Annotated in this window: 17 protein-coding genes; 10 read left to right on the top strand and 7 right to left on the bottom strand. The window is 31.9% G+C overall.

Translation table 11 applies throughout. The annotated features are described in order from the left end of the window. Positions 1-205 precede the first annotated feature (205 nt). The 10 genes from ABD940_RS22060 (at position 206) to ABD940_RS22015 (ending at position 9,583) form a co-directional block, all read left to right on the top strand. The gene (locus tag ABD940_RS22060; RefSeq protein ID WP_345208590.1) at positions 206-997 is read left to right on the top strand and encodes a S1/P1 nuclease; all 792 of its coding nucleotides are present in this window, start codon (positions 206-208) and stop codon (positions 995-997) included. A 618-nt stretch (positions 998-1,615) separates the two neighbouring features. Continuing rightward, positions 1,616-2,482 (top strand): sigma-70 family RNA polymerase sigma factor, encoded by an 867-nt coding sequence (locus tag ABD940_RS22055; protein WP_027385416.1) that lies wholly within the window; start codon positions 1,616-1,618, stop codon positions 2,480-2,482. Positions 2,483-2,550: 68 nt separating this feature from the next. Continuing rightward, positions 2,551-3,024: a hypothetical protein gene (locus ABD940_RS22050; protein ID WP_345208588.1), complete on the top strand. Its 474-nt coding sequence runs from the start codon at positions 2,551-2,553 to the stop codon at positions 3,022-3,024. Between the two features lie 40 nt (positions 3,025-3,064). Beyond that, on the top strand, positions 3,065-4,288 hold the full coding sequence (locus tag ABD940_RS22045; RefSeq protein WP_345208586.1) for a hypothetical protein: 1,224 nt from the start codon (positions 3,065-3,067) through the stop codon (positions 4,286-4,288). Beyond that, a complete protein-coding gene (locus tag ABD940_RS22040; protein WP_345208584.1) occupies positions 4,289-5,095 on the top strand; it encodes an alpha-ketoglutarate-dependent dioxygenase AlkB in 807 nt (268 codons plus the stop codon). It begins immediately after the preceding gene. A gap of 11 nt (positions 5,096-5,106) precedes the next feature. Continuing rightward, complete coding sequence (locus ABD940_RS22035; RefSeq protein ID WP_345208582.1) at positions 5,107-5,709, top strand: hypothetical protein; 603 nt, start codon at positions 5,107-5,109, stop codon at positions 5,707-5,709. Then, entirely contained in the window at positions 5,710-6,828 is a 1,119-nt protein-coding gene (locus tag ABD940_RS22030) for an FAD-dependent monooxygenase (RefSeq protein WP_345208579.1), read from the top strand. Positions 6,829-7,212: 384 nt separating this feature from the next. Continuing rightward, positions 7,213-7,968, top strand: coding sequence for a hypothetical protein (locus ABD940_RS22025; protein ID WP_345208577.1), 756 nt, complete (start codon positions 7,213-7,215; stop codon positions 7,966-7,968). A gap of 9 nt (positions 7,969-7,977) precedes the next feature. Beyond that, the gene (locus ABD940_RS22020; RefSeq protein WP_345208575.1) at positions 7,978-8,775 is read left to right on the top strand and encodes a hypothetical protein; all 798 of its coding nucleotides are present in this window, start codon (positions 7,978-7,980) and stop codon (positions 8,773-8,775) included. Positions 8,776-8,785: 10 nt separating this feature from the next. Beyond that, positions 8,786-9,583, top strand: a complete 798-nt coding sequence (locus tag ABD940_RS22015) for a hypothetical protein (protein WP_345208573.1) — start codon at positions 8,786-8,788, stop codon at positions 9,581-9,583. 49 nt (positions 9,584-9,632) lie between these two features. Here ABD940_RS22015 and ABD940_RS22010 read toward each other — a convergent pair whose 3' ends face one another. The 7 genes from ABD940_RS22010 to ABD940_RS21980 form a co-directional block, all read right to left on the bottom strand. Beyond that, positions 9,633-12,410 carry a multicopper oxidase domain-containing protein gene (locus ABD940_RS22010; RefSeq protein ID WP_345208571.1) on the bottom strand — a complete coding sequence of 926 codons (2,778 nt, stop codon included), beginning with the start codon at positions 12,408-12,410 and terminating at the stop codon, positions 9,633-9,635. A gap of 89 nt (positions 12,411-12,499) precedes the next feature. Then, a complete protein-coding gene (locus tag ABD940_RS22005) occupies positions 12,500-12,973 on the bottom strand; it encodes a DUF3347 domain-containing protein (protein ID WP_345208569.1) in 474 nt (157 codons plus the stop codon). A gap of 108 nt (positions 12,974-13,081) precedes the next feature. Beyond that, a complete protein-coding gene (locus tag ABD940_RS22000; protein ID WP_345208567.1) occupies positions 13,082-13,459 on the bottom strand; it encodes an HYC_CC_PP family protein in 378 nt (125 codons plus the stop codon). Between the two features lie 137 nt (positions 13,460-13,596). Then, positions 13,597-15,843, bottom strand: coding sequence for a TonB-dependent receptor plug domain-containing protein (locus tag ABD940_RS21995; protein WP_345208564.1), 2,247 nt, complete (start codon positions 15,841-15,843; stop codon positions 13,597-13,599). A gap of 181 nt (positions 15,844-16,024) precedes the next feature. Next, positions 16,025-16,834 (bottom strand): 3-deoxy-8-phosphooctulonate synthase, encoded by an 810-nt coding sequence (gene kdsA, locus ABD940_RS21990; protein ID WP_345208562.1) that lies wholly within the window; start codon positions 16,832-16,834, stop codon positions 16,025-16,027. Positions 16,835-17,070: 236 nt separating this feature from the next. Further along, on the bottom strand, positions 17,071-17,595 hold the full coding sequence (locus tag ABD940_RS21985; RefSeq protein ID WP_345208560.1) for a DUF1697 domain-containing protein: 525 nt from the start codon (positions 17,593-17,595) through the stop codon (positions 17,071-17,073). A gap of 45 nt (positions 17,596-17,640) precedes the next feature. Next, complete coding sequence (locus ABD940_RS21980; protein WP_345208558.1) at positions 17,641-19,128, bottom strand: hypothetical protein; 1,488 nt, start codon at positions 19,126-19,128, stop codon at positions 17,641-17,643. Positions 19,129-19,130: the final 2 nt, after the last annotated feature.

Here is a 19,130-nt window from a genome sequence, read left to right as displayed (position 1 = left end):
CTAATTTATTACTATTAAAAAGAATAATATAAAGCAGAAATAGTAAAAATACGGAAAATTTGAAGTTTAAGTAAGAATCAGCATTCAGAAAAAGTATAATTTAAAGTCAATTTTAAGATTTAGTTAAATTTATAAATCAATGGTCGAACCTTTTATCTAAACCTCAAATTAACCGTATCTTTGCACCCTGAAAATGTTATTTACAATGAAAAGTATTTATTCTAAAATTCTGATTTTGGCATTCATTGCATCTTCGCTTTATTCGTATGCATGGGGATTGACGGGGCACAGAATTATTGCAGAAATTGCAGAAAACCACCTTTCGGGGAAGGCAAGAAGAGAGATCAAGAAAATCATGGGGAGAGAACGTCTTGCTTATTGGGCAAACTGGCCGGATTTCATTAAATCTGATACAACCGGTGCTTGGAAACAGGCTTCAGCTTGGCATTATGTAAACATAGATCCGCAAACGGATTTTAAAGCTTTTGAACAGAATTTAAAAGCTCAGGCGGGACCAAGCTTGTATACTCAGGTGAAAGTATTGTCGAGCCAGATTAAAGACGAAAAAACTTCTGAAAAAGACAGAAAAATTGCATTAATTTTCTTAATTCATATCATGGGAGATCTTGCTCAGCCGATGCACACTGGAAGATCTGAAGATTTGGGAGGAAACAAAATTAATGTGACTTATTTTGGTGAAAAGACAAATTTACACTCTGTTTGGGATGGAAAATTAGTGGATTCTCAAAAATACAGCTATACAGAATATGCAACACTTCTTGACATCAAATCTGATGATGAAGTAAAGCAGATCCAAACAGGAACTTTGGAAGACTGGTTGTATGATTCTCACAAGATTGCCAATAAAATCTACGCACAAACGCCAAATGATTCAAAATTGTCTTATGATTATCAGTACAAATTCAATGATACTATGGAAAGACAGCTTCTTTACGGAGGTTTGAGATTAGCAAAATTGTTGAATGATTTGTTTTAAGTTGGTTGATGGTTGACTGTTTTTAGTTGATTGCTAAACTTTAAATTAATTTTTAATCATTCATTATTAATTATATAAGCGGAACTTTTGTTTCGCTTTTTTTTTAAATGAATTGTACTATCTCTTTTGTAAATAAAATATTCGCAATGTCATTCAGAACGGAACGAAGTGAAGTGAAGAATCTAAATTTATATCAATAGATTCCTCCTTCCACAGAAATGACAATTATAATGCAAATATCTTTGAGATTGCTTTGCTTTGCTCGCAGTGACGAATCCTAAAAAGAACGACTGCAACCCTAGCCTCGATTGAAACGGCATCCTTTTGGGTTGCGGGCGAAGCGAAGCGGAGCCCGTAACCCAAAAGATATAGTGGAAAGCGAGATAAAGCTCCAAATAAATATTTTAATAACCGAAAAACTTCTTGATACAATTTTTTTTCAAAAACGTATTTGAAGTAAAGAAATAGTAAAATCGCTGTTCTGAGACATGAGAGCTATAATTTACAACTAATTTTCCAAAGTCAATTTAATTAAATAAAAAATAATTGAAACAAGTGTAACCTTTTTACCTTTTGAAACGTATAATATATACTAACTCTTTTTTGAGGATAAAATAGATGAGACAATTAAAAATCACTAAGCAGGTAACCAACAGGGAAACTGCTTCATTAGACAAGTATTTGCAGGAAATTGGTAAAGTGGAACTAATTACAGCAGACGAAGAGGTAGATTTGGCACAGAGAATCCGCGCAGGTGACAGAGCCGCATTGGAAAAATTAATTAAAGCCAACCTTCGTTTCGTAGTATCAGTATCAAAACAGTACCAAAATCAAGGTCTTTCTTTACCCGATTTAATTAATGAAGGTAACTTAGGACTGATGAAGGCGGCAAAAAGGTATGATGAAACTAGAGGTTTCAAATTTATCTCTTACGCGGTTTGGTGGATTCGTCAATCAATTTTACAGGCTTTGGCTGAACAGTCGAGAATTGTAAGATTGCCGTTGAACAAAATCGGTTCCATCAATAAAATCAATAAAGCTTACGCTCACCTTGAGCAGGAAAACGAAAGACCACCTTCTCCTGAAGAATTGGCTGAAGTTCTTGACATGAGCGAGGAAGATATTAAAGAATCTATGAAAAATTCCGGAAGACACTTGTCTATGGATGCGCCTTTGGTAGAAGGTGAAGATTCTAATCTTTATGATGTATTACGTTCTGGAGAATCTCCAAGTCCGGATAAAGATTTAATGCTTGAATCTCTTCAAATCGAGATAGAAAGAGCATTGAATACTTTGACTCCAAGAGAGGCTGATTTGGTAAGATTATACTTCGGGTTAAACGGAAAACATCCAATGACTTTAGAGGAAATCGGTGAAACTTTCGATCTTACAAGAGAGAGAGTGCGTCAGATCAAAGAAAAAGCGATCAAGAGATTGAAACACAATACCAGAAGTAAGATTTTGAAGTCTTATTTAGGTAAATAAAATTTTAACGCAAAATTTACTAGGCGGAGCTTGATTTTCAGGTTCCGCTTTTTTATTTTTGTTAGATTATGGAAATCTATTTTATTTTTTCAGGAATTCTGTGTTTTTTAATTTTAGGGCATTTAGGAGTTCATTTTTATAATAAAGAAAAGCATAAGAAACTTTTGGAATTTTTAAATGGAAAAGATTATTTACTGGTAAAAAATGTATCGACAGATATTGATGTCTCAATTAGTAAATCTATTTTTAATCATATAAATAAAGCAAATGTTATCTTTTTTAAAGATCATATTTTTCTATTAGTTACAAGTAAAATTTTCAGGCAAGCTCAACCTATTTTACAAATTAGCAGAATTGGAAATAATGAAAAATTTGCTAATATTTGGGAAGAAATTAATTATATATCAAAAATTAAAATTGAAGATAAACTTAGGATTACAGGATTCTCTGATCGAGGATCATTAAAAATTAATTATAAAATATTTTTAGATTTTAAAAATAAAAATTTTGATTTAGAATCATATTTAAATGAGTCAGAATAGATTTTTATACTATCTTCAATTTCTTAATTTAAATTTAAAAATGAATAGCCAAACCGAAAACAAAATTTCTAAAGATAAAAATGTTCTTATTGTTTTAAATAACAATCAGGAAATCAGTTCAGAACAACAATATTTGATTGATAATTTCTGCGGAACTGTTTTTTATGATATCAATAATAATAATCTAACTAATAAGAAAATCTACGTTTGTGGGGATTTGAGTAAACTTGAAAAGAATTCTTATTTTGTACATATTATAAAAGAATTCTCGGTTAATTACGAAAACTTTAATCAAGAAAATTCAAAAGTTGTAAGCTTGGGAGAAGTTCCGATCATTATTAGTAATGCGGGAGTTTATTACAGAAAACTATTTGATGATAAAAATAATTTTGATAAGATTAAATCTGAACACAATTTCCAGGAATTGACGGAATCTAATAAATCAAGTAAAGCCTTAAGAAAAGGAATTTATCTAAGTAAAGTCACAAAAGAAACGACCGAAAATGGAAGTGAAGCTTTTCACTATAACCTTTTGAGATGTTCCAGTAATTTGACGGGACCAACTGATAATTTCCGTGAAATGGATAATAAAATTATCAATCTTTTGAATAAATGTGCTAAGGAAACTTTTGAATATGAAACAGATTTGAATCATGTATTGGTACAGATCTATGAAAACAAAAAGAAAGCTTCCGACTCTGAAAAAGATGTAAAAGCTAAAATCAAAGCACATTCCGACAAGACGAAAGATATGCCAAAAGAAGGTTTGATCGCGTTTTGCACTTTTTATGATGATTCGAATTCTGAACAATTAAAACCATCAGAAACAGATAGATTTGATGTGTGCTATAAACAAACAAGCGCATTAACGAGACTTCATTTCAGACTAAAGAAAACTGTTGATGATGATTCTTTGGAAAAAGAATTTACGGTAACATTATATCCTAATTCTGCATTTATTATTCCCTTGTCTACCAACAGATTATATACTCATGAAATCAGACCGTCTGTTTTAGGAATTGACCAAATTCCGACAAGAATGGGTTATGTGGTTCGCTGTTCTAATTTGGAAGCCGTTCATATTGAAAATCAGACTTATATCAAAGAAGATAATGAATTAATTAGACTGGAAAAAATGACTCCCGAATTGCAGGAAGAATTACGGAGTTCTTATTATGAAGAAAATATGACTGAAAATAGGGTTGAATATAAAAAAACACATTTCAGTATGAATTTAGGAGATTATGAAAAACCTATTTTTTAAATGAACAACTCCGAATTTTATAAAATAAAGCTTTCATTAGAGGAAAATTTGTTTAATGATTTGCTAAACTCCGTAGAATTTGAAACTTCGGGAAAAGGCAGACTTGGAAATCATCTTGTAAAAGTAGACGATAAGAATATTCCAATTGTAAGAACTACAACAAGATATTCTATTCCGGCTTTTGCATTCTCTGATACTCATAATAAAATTGTTGATGTTATTAATGAAACTATTTTAACTGGAAATATCGAAATACCTTTACAAAATTTCAACAATGCTTTGATTGAAGTCTACGATTCATCTTATTCTAAAATGAATTTTCATTCTGATCAAGCTTTGGATTTAGCAGATAATTCTTTTATCGCTCTTTTTTCATGTTATGAAAATCCTGATGAATTAGAAGAATTTCATCTAAGAAAACTGATTGTAAAAGACAAAATAAGCAATGAAGAGTTTGAAATTACATTAGATCATAATTCTGTTGTTTTATTTTCCTTGGAAACGAATAAAAAATTTCAGCATAAAATTATTTTAGATTCAAAGCTAAATTCAAAAATATTTACAGATAATAAATGGTTGGGAATTACATTTCGAACATCAAAAACATATATTCAGTTTAAAGCTAATTTACCATATCTTTCTAATGGAGAATTATTTACATTAGCCGATAAAGAACAGGAATCGGAATTTTTTAAACTGAGAGGTCAGGAAAACAGAGCGTTAGATTTTGTTTATCCAAATTTATTTTACACAATAAGTCCTGGAGATATTTTGATTCCTGAAAATAAAAACAATCATAACATCTAAGAACAAGAACCATGAAAAAAATATTTATCACATCTACTCTATTTTTACTATTATTCTCTTGCGGAGAAAGCAAATCTGATAAACCAACCATAGAAAATGCAGTTGATAATGCGGAATCTTCAGTTGCAAGCTCATTAACAAAAGGAACAAGATATTCAGGGCAAGGAAATATGGTACATCAGATTTATGATGAATTAATAAAAAATAATAAAAGCCTTCAAATACTTGATAATAAAGTCAATGAAGTAGATAATAAAACCGAAGAAACAACTTCAAAGTATGATCATATCATCTATAAATCAGAATCTTATTATAATGATGCAGAATCTTTAGCGAAATCTGTCAGTGACTCTGTTACAAAAAAAGAAATTGAAAAAGAAATTAAAATAAGTTCTGAAAAATATAATTTAAAAATAAAGCAGATAAAAGATTTAGTTGAGAAAATTAATAAAAACCGTGAAAAAATTCACGATACATATATAATTTTCAAAATCAGAAAAACCCTTCCCGAAATTGAAAAATATCAAAATGCTCATCCTTTAAAAACAGATAGTTTAGAGAATTTCATAAACAAACAAAATCAATTATTGACTGAATTGAAAAATCTAAAATAAATGAATTCAATTTCAATAATCGGAGCCGGAATCGGAGGTTTAACACTTGGAAATATTTTAAAGCAACATAATCTGGATTTTACAATTTATGAATCTGCACCGGAAATAAAACCAGTGGGAGCCGGAATCATGATGGCAATCAATGCAATGCAGATTTTTGACAAACTAGGCTTGAAAGAAAAAATTGAAAATGTAGGAAATAAAATTAATGGGATTTCAATTACGGATGAAAAGTTCAGACTTATTTCAAAAACCAACGTTCTTGAACTTGAAAAGAAATATAATTCATGTAATGTTGCGATTCACAGAGCTGAATTACAGAGAATTTTATCTGAGAATATTGGTTTTGAAAATATTAAACTGAATCATTCTTTAAGCTCAATTCATAAAAAAGAAAATTATGTCTTAAAATTTGAAAACGAAAACGAGGTTGAAAGTAAAATCGTTTTCGGAGCCGATGGAATTCATTCTAAAGTAAGAAATCAGATTTTTGAAACGGGAAAAATCCGAAATGCCAAACAACTATGTTGGCGTGGATTGCTAGACTTTGAACTGCCCGAAAAATACCATCATGAAGCTTTTGAACTTTGGGGAAAAGGTAAACGTTTCGGTTTTGTAAAGCTTTCCGAGAAAAAAGTGTATTGGTATGCTTTGATAAATCAAGGAAAGCAGAAGCGTTATTCAAATTTAGTTGATTATTTTTATGATTTTGATCCTTTAGTTTTAGATATTCTTGAATCAACCTTAGAAGAAAATATTATATTAAACGAAATTATCGACCTTTCGTCTATTCCAACATGGCATTCTGAAAATCTTTGCTTAATTGGCGATGCAGCTCATGCAACTACTCCGAATATGGGACAAGGTGCTTGTCAGGCAATTGAAGATGCTTACATCATTGGAAAATTATTAGAAAATAATAAAGACTTTAATGTTGTTTTCGATGAATTTCAAAAGATCAGGAAAGAAAAAGTCAATTATATTGTTAATACAAGCTGGAGAATCGGGAAAATCTCTCAATGGGAAAACGGAAACTTTTTACGAAATTTCTTAATGCGATTAATTCCGGAAAGTCAAAATCTAAAATTAGCCGAAAAAATTATTCAATTAGAAAGATAAAGAACTCAGATCGGGTTCTTTTTTTTATTCAAAAAAATACAATTCTATGAATAATATTTGCCAAAATCTTTAAAATTATTTATAAATATTACTTTTTTTTACTTTTTAGCAAAAATAATATTACACGATCCGGTGAATATTTAATGATTTAAACGGGTCTTTTTTACCTCCATAAAAAACGTTATTTTTTCAGTTGTACAAACAAGATAACTCTACTTTTTATTATTTAAACAAAATTCAATGAAACGGGATTTAAAAGCAATTTAATAATTATCCCAATGTATTGATTTAAAATATTTTACATAACTCATTAGAAAGTAATTGTTTAATATAAAAATTATGGTACTTTTGTAAAAAAACAAACGATAACCTGACTTAAAACTCATGAAAAAAATTCATTTCATCCTACCACTATTTTTCATTTTATCTTCAAAAACAAAAGCCCAAGTAGGAATAGGAATTCAGACTGTCCAACCCGGAGTTATGCTTCAGGTTGAAAGTCCAAATAAAGGTGTTTTATTGCCCAATGTAAGCCTAACTTCCACAATCTTATTTTCTCCAGTAACAGGAAATGCAACTAATGGATTGATCGTGTATAATATAAATACTTCAGGATCAGGAAATACCGCTGTAACACCCGGATTTTATTATTGGGACGGACCAAATTCTGTCTGGACAAAAGTTCAGCAGAAAAATGCAAACGAAACAGCTTTGTTTTCTAATCAGAACACTACCACCAACATCAATTCAGGAGCAGGCGTTTATACAGATCTTTTTGCTAACGTAAGATTTAATAACAATTCTACTCTTTATCAGAAAGTTGATAATACAACATTAAAGATCAACGAAACAGGCTATTATAAAGTGATGTTGAATTTAGATCTATTTTCCCAGGGAAACAGAGATAATTTCGGCATCGAAATTCTTGTAAACAATCAGGAAAATATTGTTTCCGAAAACCTGTATATTCCGGGAAGAGCAGTCAGCGATCAACCTAACAGTCGAGCTTATGTTGTATATGTTCCCATTAATGTTGCAGGATATACTTTAAGAGTAAGATCCTATGAAATCGATCCAAATACAGATGTATATTTCAGAAACCCAAACAGTTCCACTATTTCTATAGAAAAAATCAGATAATAAAAAAACATGAAAAAAAGTATTTCGTCAATAATCTTAGTTTTAGGATTATCAGTACCTCTTTTTGCCCAAACCGGAATCGCAACCAGCACAATATCTGATGGTGTCATGCTGCAGTTAGGAACCAATAATAAAGGTTTACTTTTGCCCAGAATAGCATTAACCTCAAGAACTTCAACGTCACCTTTACCAACGACAATTCCAACAGGAACAATGGTTTTCAATACGACAACAACCGGAAGTTTTCCTAATCTTATCAATCCAGGAATCTATTGGTGGAGTGCAGAAGATACACAATGGACAAGCTTAAGCACAAATCTTGAAACTGCCGCAGTAAAATATACAAGCTCCGAAACAGCTACGAATTACAATACAACAACCTGGCAAAACATAAAATTATTTGGAAATATGGTTTACAATGAAAGCAGCAGCATTTATTCTATTAATACAGCGGCTCAAACGTTGACCATAAAAAGACAAGGACTATACTCTATTTCTTCCATATTATCTTTTGACAGATTTGATGGAGGTAATGGTTCCATGCTTTCATTAACAGCAGCAGTTTTCGTAAACGGAGTTTCTGCAGGAACCGAACAGGTATTTTCTCCCGAAGAAACAGCTTCTGTAAACAACGACAGAGGACTATTTTCTCATTCTTTTACAGAATATTTACACCTGAACGCGAATGATGTAATAAGTATAAGAATTAAAAAAACAGACGGAACATATTCAAGCGGATATGGTGATTCGGCTATAAGATTTCATCAAAATGGAGATTCGAGCATCGCATTATTACGTATAAGATAACATGATCAATATGAAAAAAACACTTATAATAAGCTTTTCGATACTTTCAACAATATATTTAAAGGCACAGATTGGTGTAGGGATTTCAGATCCTGCAACATCGGCAGTACTCGATATCACGAGTACAAATAAAGGAACCTTATTTCCACGAGTAGCTTTAATTGCAACGAATAACAAAGCTCCTTTGTCAGGAGATATTCCTAACGGCACTTTGGTTTTTAATACAGTAAGCAACGGAACAGATGCAACCGCAGTATTTCCCGGAGTTTATCAATGGAATAACGGCGAATGGATTTATCCGTCGACAATGGGTGAACCAAAAAGTAAGGCTGTAAAATTTACAAATTCAGTCTCAAGTACAACGAATTTTAATTCTACAACCGTTGCTTCTCCTGCAAATATTGATATTTTTAATACAGCAAGTTTTAATGATGATACCAATATCTTCGAGAAAGTAAATGATTATCAATTAAGAATAAAACAGGCTGGTTTATATTTGATTTCTGCAAGTTTGGCTTTAAAACAAAACCCGGCAACACAAGGTTCTGAAGTTTACGATTATATTTATTTTAATCTGGACGGAAATCTTGCTTCTTCGAGTATTGCAACTCTTCCGCCACAATACAATCCAAGTCGTATAAATATCAATGGAAGATTTGTGTTTAACTCAAATTCATACATTTATGCAACTGCAGGACAGATTCTTACATTACATTCAAAAAGGTGGAAAGACGGATCTGCATATAACGGAACTGTTAATTTTGATACCAACAGTCTTTCTAGTGTGACAATTATTAAACTTAAATAATAATTAAATTTTGCTGAAAAAGGAACTCAGATTGAGTTCCTTTTATTTTTTAATATGTTAAAGTAATTCCGGCTCCCCATCCCATTTCATTATCATAATTTCCGGAAACAGACAGATATTTTTGTAAAATATACCGCAATCCTGTATTAAACTCACCATCAGAATTCACACTGAAATTTCCTCTCAATCTTCTTGAAAGCGGAACATCTTCACGACTAAATTCTAACAAAATTTTTCCGTTTTGATCTACACTTGCATCCGCTGTAATCAACATTGGCAAAAGATATTGAGCTCCTACGATAAAAGCTGCTCGAGTTTTTGAAGCTTTTTGCTGTCCAAACCAAGTTTTCTTTCCATGAAAATCTTCATCCATTTCTTCCGCTATTTGTCTTTCCATGATCTCATGATTTTTTTGAATCCTGAAACCTGCATAAGGTAAAGCCCATTGGAATTTCCCTAAAAATCTTCCTACTTTAAAATTTCCATCAAAATGATCGAATTCCCAGTTTGAATGAAATTCATTTAAGTTTGCCCATCTCGGTCCAAACATCGTCATCGTTTCTGCATGAATTTTATTACTCTGAATATCAAGCATCGCCATAGAGCTTACCATTCTGTTATCTTTCAAAAAGTCTTTCCATGCCAATTTCCTGTTCGGAAGCTGAGGATTGGGCTTTGAATTTTCATAACTAAAAATCCTTCCCATTCCAGCCATCATATGATACAAAATGTGACAGTGGAAAAACCAGTCACCATCTTGGTTTGCAGCGAATTCAATCGTATTCGTTTCCATAGGCATAATATCAACCACATTTTTCAATGGAGAATATTCTCCTTTTGAATTAATTAATCTGAAATCGTGACCATGAAGGTGCATCGGATGACGCATCATCGAATTATTGTACATCGTAATTCGCAAAATTTCTCCTTTCTTAACTAAAATTTTGTCTGTTTCCGTAACTGTTTTATTGTCTAACGTCCAAAGATAATGGTTCATATTTCCTTCCAGCGTAAATTTCATTTCACGAACATTTTCGGTCGGAAGAATTGTTTTTTCAGGAGATTTTAATAAATTGTATGACAACCTTTTAATGGATTTCTCTTCCTGCATATTCATTTTTGAATGATCTTCTTCTTCAGAATCTTTAGTTTTGACACCCATCATTTCATTGATATGCTTCATCGTCATTTTTCTTTGACTTTCAGGAATTTCCGGATACATCACTTCATTCATATCCATCATCTGATTTCCCATTGTCATATTCATCGGTTTCATATTTCCGCTCATTTCCATCATTCCGTTCATCATTTTCATCCCTTCAAAAAGCTTTAATCTAGGCAAATTCGGAGCTTCAATTTTTTCTCCCGAACCCAGCCAAAGCGAAGCATGACCAATTCTATCTTCCGATGTAGCCCGAAACTCAAAACTTTTGTTTTCAGGAATTGTAACTTCAATGTCATAGGTTTCAGAAACTCCGACAATTAATCGATCGACTTCCACAGGAACGACATCATTTCCATCATTTCCGACAACTTTTATTTTTCCTCCCCCGAAATTTAGCCAGAAATAAGTGGAAGAACCTCCGTTTGCAACTCTTAACCTAACTTTATCTCCAGCTTTTAAATCTGAGTAATCCGAACTTGGCTGTCCATTAATGAGAAATTTATCATAATAAACATCGCTCACGTCCATTGCCTCCATTCTTTTCCACTCATTCAGAGTTTTTGTCCCGAAGTTTCCCGATTTTATTGCTTCCCAATAACTTTGAACGGCATTTTTCTTTATCGCATACCAATCCGTATTTGCCATGTGAAGTCGTCTTGCGATCTGCATTGGATCTTCATCGCTCCAGTCTCCTAGTAATACGGGAATTTCTTTAGAATAACTCACTTTTGGCTCACCTTCTCTTTTATTGAAAACCAAAATTCCGTTCATCCCGATTTGTTCCTGTAAACCTACGTGAGAATGATACCAATACGTTCCGTTTTGAGAAATTTTAAATTTGTATAAATGCGTTTCTCCCGGTTTTACAGGCTTTGTCGTCAAATACGGAACTCCATCATGTTCGTTAGGTAAAATCACACCATGCCAATGAAAACCTGTGTTTTCTTTCAGCATATTGTGAAGATAAATTTCTGCTGTATCTCCTTCTGTAAAATACAATGTCGGAGCCTGTAATTTTCCGTTTACAGCAATTGCTCTACGGTTTTTTCCTGTAAAATTGACAATCGTGTCTGTTACATATAAATCATAACGAACCGTTTTTCCGCCAAAACTTATTTTCCCGTTTTCTGAATTTTTTTTTAAAATAGAGTTTTCTTCTTTTTGATTTTCAACAGCTCGTAAACTTGTATCTTCTTTCTCAATCAAATCCATTCCGCATTTTGGGCATTTCCCGGGTTTGTTTGAAGTAATTTCCGGATGCATTGAACAAGTATATAATTGAAGCGTAGGTTTTGACTGAATTTTAGATAAATTTTGAGATTTAGAAATTAAATTTAAATTATATTTAGAGTTATTTTTTTTATCAACCTCTTTTTTTAACTTTTTAATCTCAGTTTTTTTCTCAACTTTAGGCTTGGTCTTATTTTTTAATTCCGGTGATTTTATTCCTGTCTTTGGTACAATTTTCACTTCTGGTTTTGCAACAGCTTTAGGTTTTATTATAACTATTTTTTTCCTTAAAGTCATTCCGCATTTCGGGCAGTCTCCAGGTTTTGAAGATACAACTTCAGGATCCATTGGACATGTGAAATATGTTTTTGTAGTTTGTGAAAAACTGAAAAAAGAGAATAAAAGCATCAGAAATAGTATCAACTTTTTCATAATATTTCGAACTTTTATAAAGTTGTATAATTTAAAGTTAATTCTAATTTAAACTATACAACTTATTATTTTAAAGATAAATAAGAACATTATTTAATCGTCGACTTCACGTTTCCACAAGAAAGCATAGATTTTCCGTAATAAGGGTTTATGATTTTTGATTCGTCGCTCAACCAGCTTCCATCCGCCATCGGACAATACTGAACGTAGATCGGATTTTCTGAAACTTTGAATTCTTTCGTTAAAGCAATCATATTATCAGAAAGATTCATGAAAGTTTCTCTTTGAGTGCTTATATTTCTCGCCTCGGAAATTGCTGTAGCGTCTTTTCTAAGAATATTTAAATTTCCTTCTGAAACTTGCTTATAATCAATTGCAGAAGCTGTTTTGATGAATTCTGTTGCTGCTTTTGAAGTTTTGTCAGCATCATCTGAAGCCAAAGCTGATTTTATCGCAATGTAATTTTGATATAATTTAGAAACTTGTGTATCTTTTTTAGATTGCGCTGAAATTGAAATAATTGAGAATAAAGAGAATATTGCTGTAATGATATATTTTTTCATTGTTTTAAATTTTAGAATTAAGTTTTAATATAGAATTGTTTAAAATACCGCATATTGCGACAAGCCATGTCGTTCGTAATGATTAGAGAATCAAACGACTGACAAATTCTAAATTCTAAAATTACAATGATTAATAAATATCGGAACCGAACACTTTTCCGGCGGTGCATTGATCTGAATCTGAGTGAATTTTGTAGCTGAAAAAGAGTTATCTATAAAGAAATATTCATGCTTACGTATTTCGTTAATTTGTTTAGAAAAGTCAATTTTTAGGAAATCTGATTTTTGAGAATCATCAGTTTTCACTACTTTGATTACCGTTTTACAACAATCTTTTTTGGTTTTTACCCCACATTTACTGCAAACATCATCAACTTTCTGACTGATCGAAGCCAATTCTTTCATACAATAATGAACACTGAAAACCGCCCCGGAAGAAAATCCGAAGTAGAAAACAGAAAACAATATAGCAAGAATTTTTTTCATTGAGGCAAAGTTAAAAATATCTTTGGTATTTATGTTATAGAATTTTGTGTCGTTGTTATAAAATTTGGAAATAAAAAACTCCTGAAATCTCAGGAGCTTTTGTATTTTATATCTGATTATTTAAATCAATATTGAACTTACTTAATCTTAAATTCAAGCTTTACATTAAAGAAACGCCCTGTCAAACGTACAGGAACGGGATACATCAAATTTGTATTAGCATCCGTAATCCATTGATTAGCAACTGTATTTCTGATATTAAAAGCATTGAAAACCTGAACTCCTAAAATCAGATCATCAAAATTACCCCAGAAACCAGATAATTTATTTTTTTCTTTAGAATCTATAAACGCGTAAGAAAGTCCTAAATCCACTCTTTTGTAAGAAGGCAAAGTTTTTTGATAAGAATAACCCGCCAAATAGTTAATTTGTCTGTTTTCATCCAACACGATTGGTGATCCTGTCGGTAATCCCATTGCATAAGTTAAAGTAAGATTTACACGCATTTTAGGAAATCTAGGCATATAATCCTGATAAAACATCGCAAATCTTAATCTCTGATCTGTCGGTCTTGGAATATCTCCTCTCCCATCAATATTTTCGTAAACTCTGGCATAACTCGCAGACAACCAAGAATCAACACCCGGAACAAATTCTCCGAATAATCTTGTATCGATTCCGTAAGCATAACCTGAAGCATTATTTTTACCTGAATAACGAATTCTCACATTATCCATAAAATAAGGAATCAAGTCATCCATTTTTTTGTAATATAATTCTGTCGTAAGCTTAAACGGGCGATCTTCAAATTCAAATTCATAATCATTAGCCAAAATAGCCTGAATTGATCTTTGAGATTTTATATTTGGATTAAAATTACCGTCTAAATCTTTGATTTCCTTATAGAAAGGTGCCTGATAATAAATACCTCCCGAAAGTCTGAACAACATATCTGTATCCCAATCCGGTTTAACAGCAAATTGCGCTCTTGGTGAGAAAATCGTTTCATTATTAAAGCTCCAGTGTGCTACTCTAGCTCCTGCGTTTATAAATACTTTATTGCTTCCCCAGTAAAATTTCTGAGAATATTGTGCATAAGCCGACATTCTTGTTGGCTGTATATGATTCTTCCCTGAAATACTATAATAAAGTTCCAAATCAGGTGGATTTCTAGGATCAAGTAGCGCTGAAATCGGAGTACTGTACCCTGCAGAATCTACTAGTTTCCATTCGTTTGTAAGATCCTTCAGATTTTCTTTTTCATATTTAAAACCTACTTCAATATCCGTATTTACATTCGGTGAAAAACGGGTTCTCAACTGAGTTCCATAAGTTCTTACAAACAAATCATTTCGAGCGTGCTCTATTTGTCCGCCTGTATCATATGATGTAACAGGCTCTCCTGTAACCGGGTCAAAGGTCTGCAAAACATACGCCGAAGCAATGGAATAATATTCTCTTTCACGGTTTTGATAAGCAAAAGCATCTAAAGTAACTCTCCATTTATCCGATGGTTTATAGTTCATTGAGAACGTTCCCATCATGTTTTTATACTGATCATTTTCACGACCACCATAATTCACCGTAAGATTGATCGGCTGTTGTAAAGATCCAAAATCAATACTTCTTTCCTTAGGAATCATTTCATAATCATTCTTCGAATAATATCCAATGAATGACATCGTAAATTTCGGGCTAAAATGATAATTAAGATACGTCTGAAAATCCATGTATTTAGGATTAAAATCCGTATCTTCTTTTAAAGTATTAAGAACAAGGTTTGTATTTCTGTATCTTCCTGAAAATAAAGCGGTAAATTTTTTATTTCCATCACTGTCTTTTCCTGCACCAAAACCAGTTGTCAGTCTTCCTCCAATTAAACTGGCTTCTCCGGAAACTTCAAATTTTTCAGGTTCACGGTAATAAATATTTAATGCTGAAGACATTTTATCACCATATCTCGGTTCAAAACCTCCCGCAGAGAAATTTACTGTTGAAACCATATCCGGATTGATAATACTTAAACCTTCCTGTTGAGAATTCCTGATCAGGAAAGGTCTGTAAATCTCAATATCATTAATATAGATAAGGTTTTCGTCATAGTTTCCACCACGAACCATATATTGTGAAGAAAGCTCTGTATTTGAGTTTACAGAAGGTAATGTTTTAAGGATTCCTTCGATACCTCCGGAAATACTTGCCACATTCTGAGCATCTTTAGCTGAAATTTTTACAGCCGTCATATCGTTGGTCTTTCCCGTCACTTTTTTCTGGAAAACCACTTCTTCAATAGTCGCGGTCTTCATTGTATCCTTCTTTTTCTTTACCTGAGAGAATACTAATGCAGGAACCATAAGGCTCAATGGTAAAACTAGTTTTTTCAAAAGAAATATTTTAAAATTTCAAACGTGAATATATAAATTTTATTTTAACTTATTTAAACTTTCTTTAACAATTATTAAAATGAACTTGACCTAACTTTTTCATAATTTAAAAAGTCAGGAATAGTATTAAAATTTAGCTAAAATCCAAATAAGTCATATTTTATTATTGTCTTAAAGGAATTTACAATATAGCTTCTCTTACCCTTGTTAGTTTTTGTAACAGATCTTCCAATAGGTCTAATCTCAACATATTTGCACCATCAGATAAAGCCGTTTCAGGAGTCGGATGTGTTTCGATGAAAATTCCGTCTGCACCAACTGCAATTCCCGCTTTGGCAACAGTTTCGATCAGATCCGGTCTTCCTCCCGTAACTCCAGAACTTTGATTAGGTTGTTGTAAAGAATGTGTAACATCAAGAATAACAGGAGCATATTGTCTCATTGTAGGAATTCCTCTGTAGTCAACAATTAAATCTGTATAACCGAAAGAATTTCCTCTCTCAATAATGGCAACTCTCGGATTATCTGAATCTGTGATCTTCTGTACCGCGAATTTCATTGATTCAGGAGAAAGGAACTGTCCTTTTTTCAAGCTCACACATCTTCCTGTTTTAGCAGCTGCGATCAAAAGATCTGTCTGACGAACCAAAAATGCAGGAATCTGCAGAACATCAACATATTGAGCTGCTAAAGCTGCATGTTCATTTTCGTGAATATCTGTCGTTGTGGGAATATTGAAAGTTTCACCCACTTTTTTTAGGATTTCCAAAGATTTTTCTTCGCCAATCGTTGTAAATGAATCTACTCTGCTTCTGTTAGCTTTTTTGAAACTTCCTTTGAAAATATAGGGAATATTGTATTTATTCGTTAATTCTACAACTTTTTCAGCGATTTTCAATGCCATATCTTCACCTTCAATAATACAAGGTCCGGCAATTAAGAAAAAGTTTTTTGAATCTTTGTGATGAATATTATCTAAATACTGAATCATTTTATTTTAATTAAAAAGTTCAGTAAAAATAACGATAAAGTTCGGGAATCGGAAATTATTTGAAGGCTTTAACAGACTATGATTGCAATAGTTTTGATCTTTTAAATTTTATTTAAGTATTGACATTTTTAATAGATGCTTCGAGAGCCTCAGCATGACAACGCTACAATATTCTGTTAAGTAAAGCAGTTAGTATTAGGAATGTCATGCTGAGGCTCTCGAAGCATTTATCTGAATCAAATTTTTTTTAAAATCTTCTCAAAAGTATTAATATTCCTACTGGTAAATTGATCTTTCAGGCTTTTTTTACCTAAAATTTTTCCGAAAGTAGAATCCAGTGTATTTCCTTTTGGAACCTGCCAGTAGAAAATATTATTTACAATTTTAGCGTCTTCATTTTCGGTTTTTGAAGCATTTTCGAATTCTTTTAATAACACTTTTTCCACGCCTTGATTTCCTACAAAAGTATATGCATGAAGGTCATCATTTTTCTCAAAAGGATTTCCGTTCCAGAAATTTTCTATTTCTTTCTGAGATTTAATGAATAAAAAAGCTTCGTAAGAAAAATGCTCAGACATCGCTTTTTCAAGGATTTTTTTCAATTCATCAGATTTTTTATCAGATGAAAAAATAATATTTCCCGAAGCCAAAATAGAAACTACATCATTCATTCCGGCATCTCTGAAAACCTGACATACTTCCGCCATTTTCATATTGGTTCCTTTTACGTTGACTCCACGAAGAAATGCACAGTATTTCATAATTTAGGTTTTAGGTTATGGAAATTAGGAATTGGTTTAAAGTACTTAATCAATTCTTTCGTACAAGTTGTAATCTGTTCCGGAAGGTTTTAAAATATAGATTTTTTCTAAAATTTTATTATCACTTTTCAGGTGATCTTTTACTCGGAATTCTTTTAATAATTTGTAATGAAGTCTGAAATATTCTGCATCTTTTCTTTGATATAAATCATCATAAGAAAGGAGATATTTTGGTTTTCTTTTCTTAACGGTATTGATCCAAAAATTGGGTTTGTCTTTTTTAATTTCTTCCTGAACTCCTTTATCTACCAAACCAACTTCATCAATTGTTTTTAACCCTGAAAAATAAGGAACATAACCTGCAGGTTCTAGTAAGATCCATTGTTTTTTATCCTTTTCGTAGTGATTTAAAAATACTCCGATTGTTCTTCTGTAATTCCATTCTCCGTTTCCTGTTGCAATTGAATGTATCGTTTGGAAAGCCAACATTGGTATAATGTAAACTACGATTAATAGTGATAACCATAGGTTTCTTTTAACCTTTTGCTCTAAAACGAAAATTACAATTGGAACAAAAAGTAAGATTTGCGGAACCCAGTAGTACCAGTCGAAAAGACTTTTTTGTGAAAGGAAAATAAATTGTTTTACCCAACCGAAAATGAAAATCATCCAAAGAAAATAATTTCTTTTTTCTCTTTGTCTTATTAAATAAATGAAACATAAAATTTCAAAAATTAATAGTAAAATTGTCAGTGGATTGAAATCTCCCGGAAGTTTTAGCATTCCCCAAAAATTTCCGAAATTCAGTCTGAAATATTCTAAATTCTGTTCGAATGTAAAATGTTTGTCATACGCCAGTTTTTTAGCAACAATCGTATTGTTGACGATTTCTCCAAAGTAAAACCAGTTGAAAGCCAAAGATGTCGAAATTCCTAAAATTCCTCCTAAAATATAGTTCCATCTGATTTTTTTAGTCCAGAAAATATCTACTAAAAAGACGATTCCTAAGAAAATGACCGTATCAATTCTAGTGAATAAAATTAAAATCGGTAATATGATCAAAGCCCATTTTTTACCTTTATTAAAACCATAATACAGCAAAGCCATTTCCAAGAAGAAAAGAATACCATATTCCATTCCAAGAATAGAAATTTTTATGGCAGGAGGTAAAATTCCGATTAAAAATATAAAGATTGCTTTATGCCATACTTTCTTTAAAACCAAATGCGAAAGAAATAAACTTCCGATGGTAAAAAGTATCGAATTAAAGATAAGAAGCGGTTCAATAAAATTTTCTTTTCCAAAAATTAGATTAAATAAATACGAAACGAAAACATATAAATGTGTCGTTGATGCAGAAATTTTTGTCTCTCCATTGAATCCAATTACCCCATAATCCAAAAGATTTTGGGCTACTCTCCAAGTGATGAATGCATCTTCCTGAATGTAGTGTGTTAATAAAAATAAAAGTTTAAAAACGACTGTAACAATTACAGCATAAATTGGGATTTTTTTATTTTTCGTCTCTGCCATTG

The sequence above is a fragment of the Chryseobacterium ginsengisoli genome, assembly GCF_039542325.1.
In the GTDB taxonomy this organism is placed as follows: Bacteria; Bacteroidota; Bacteroidia; order Flavobacteriales; family Weeksellaceae; genus Chryseobacterium; species Chryseobacterium ginsengisoli.
This window is presented reverse-complemented; position numbering and strand designations above follow the sequence as displayed.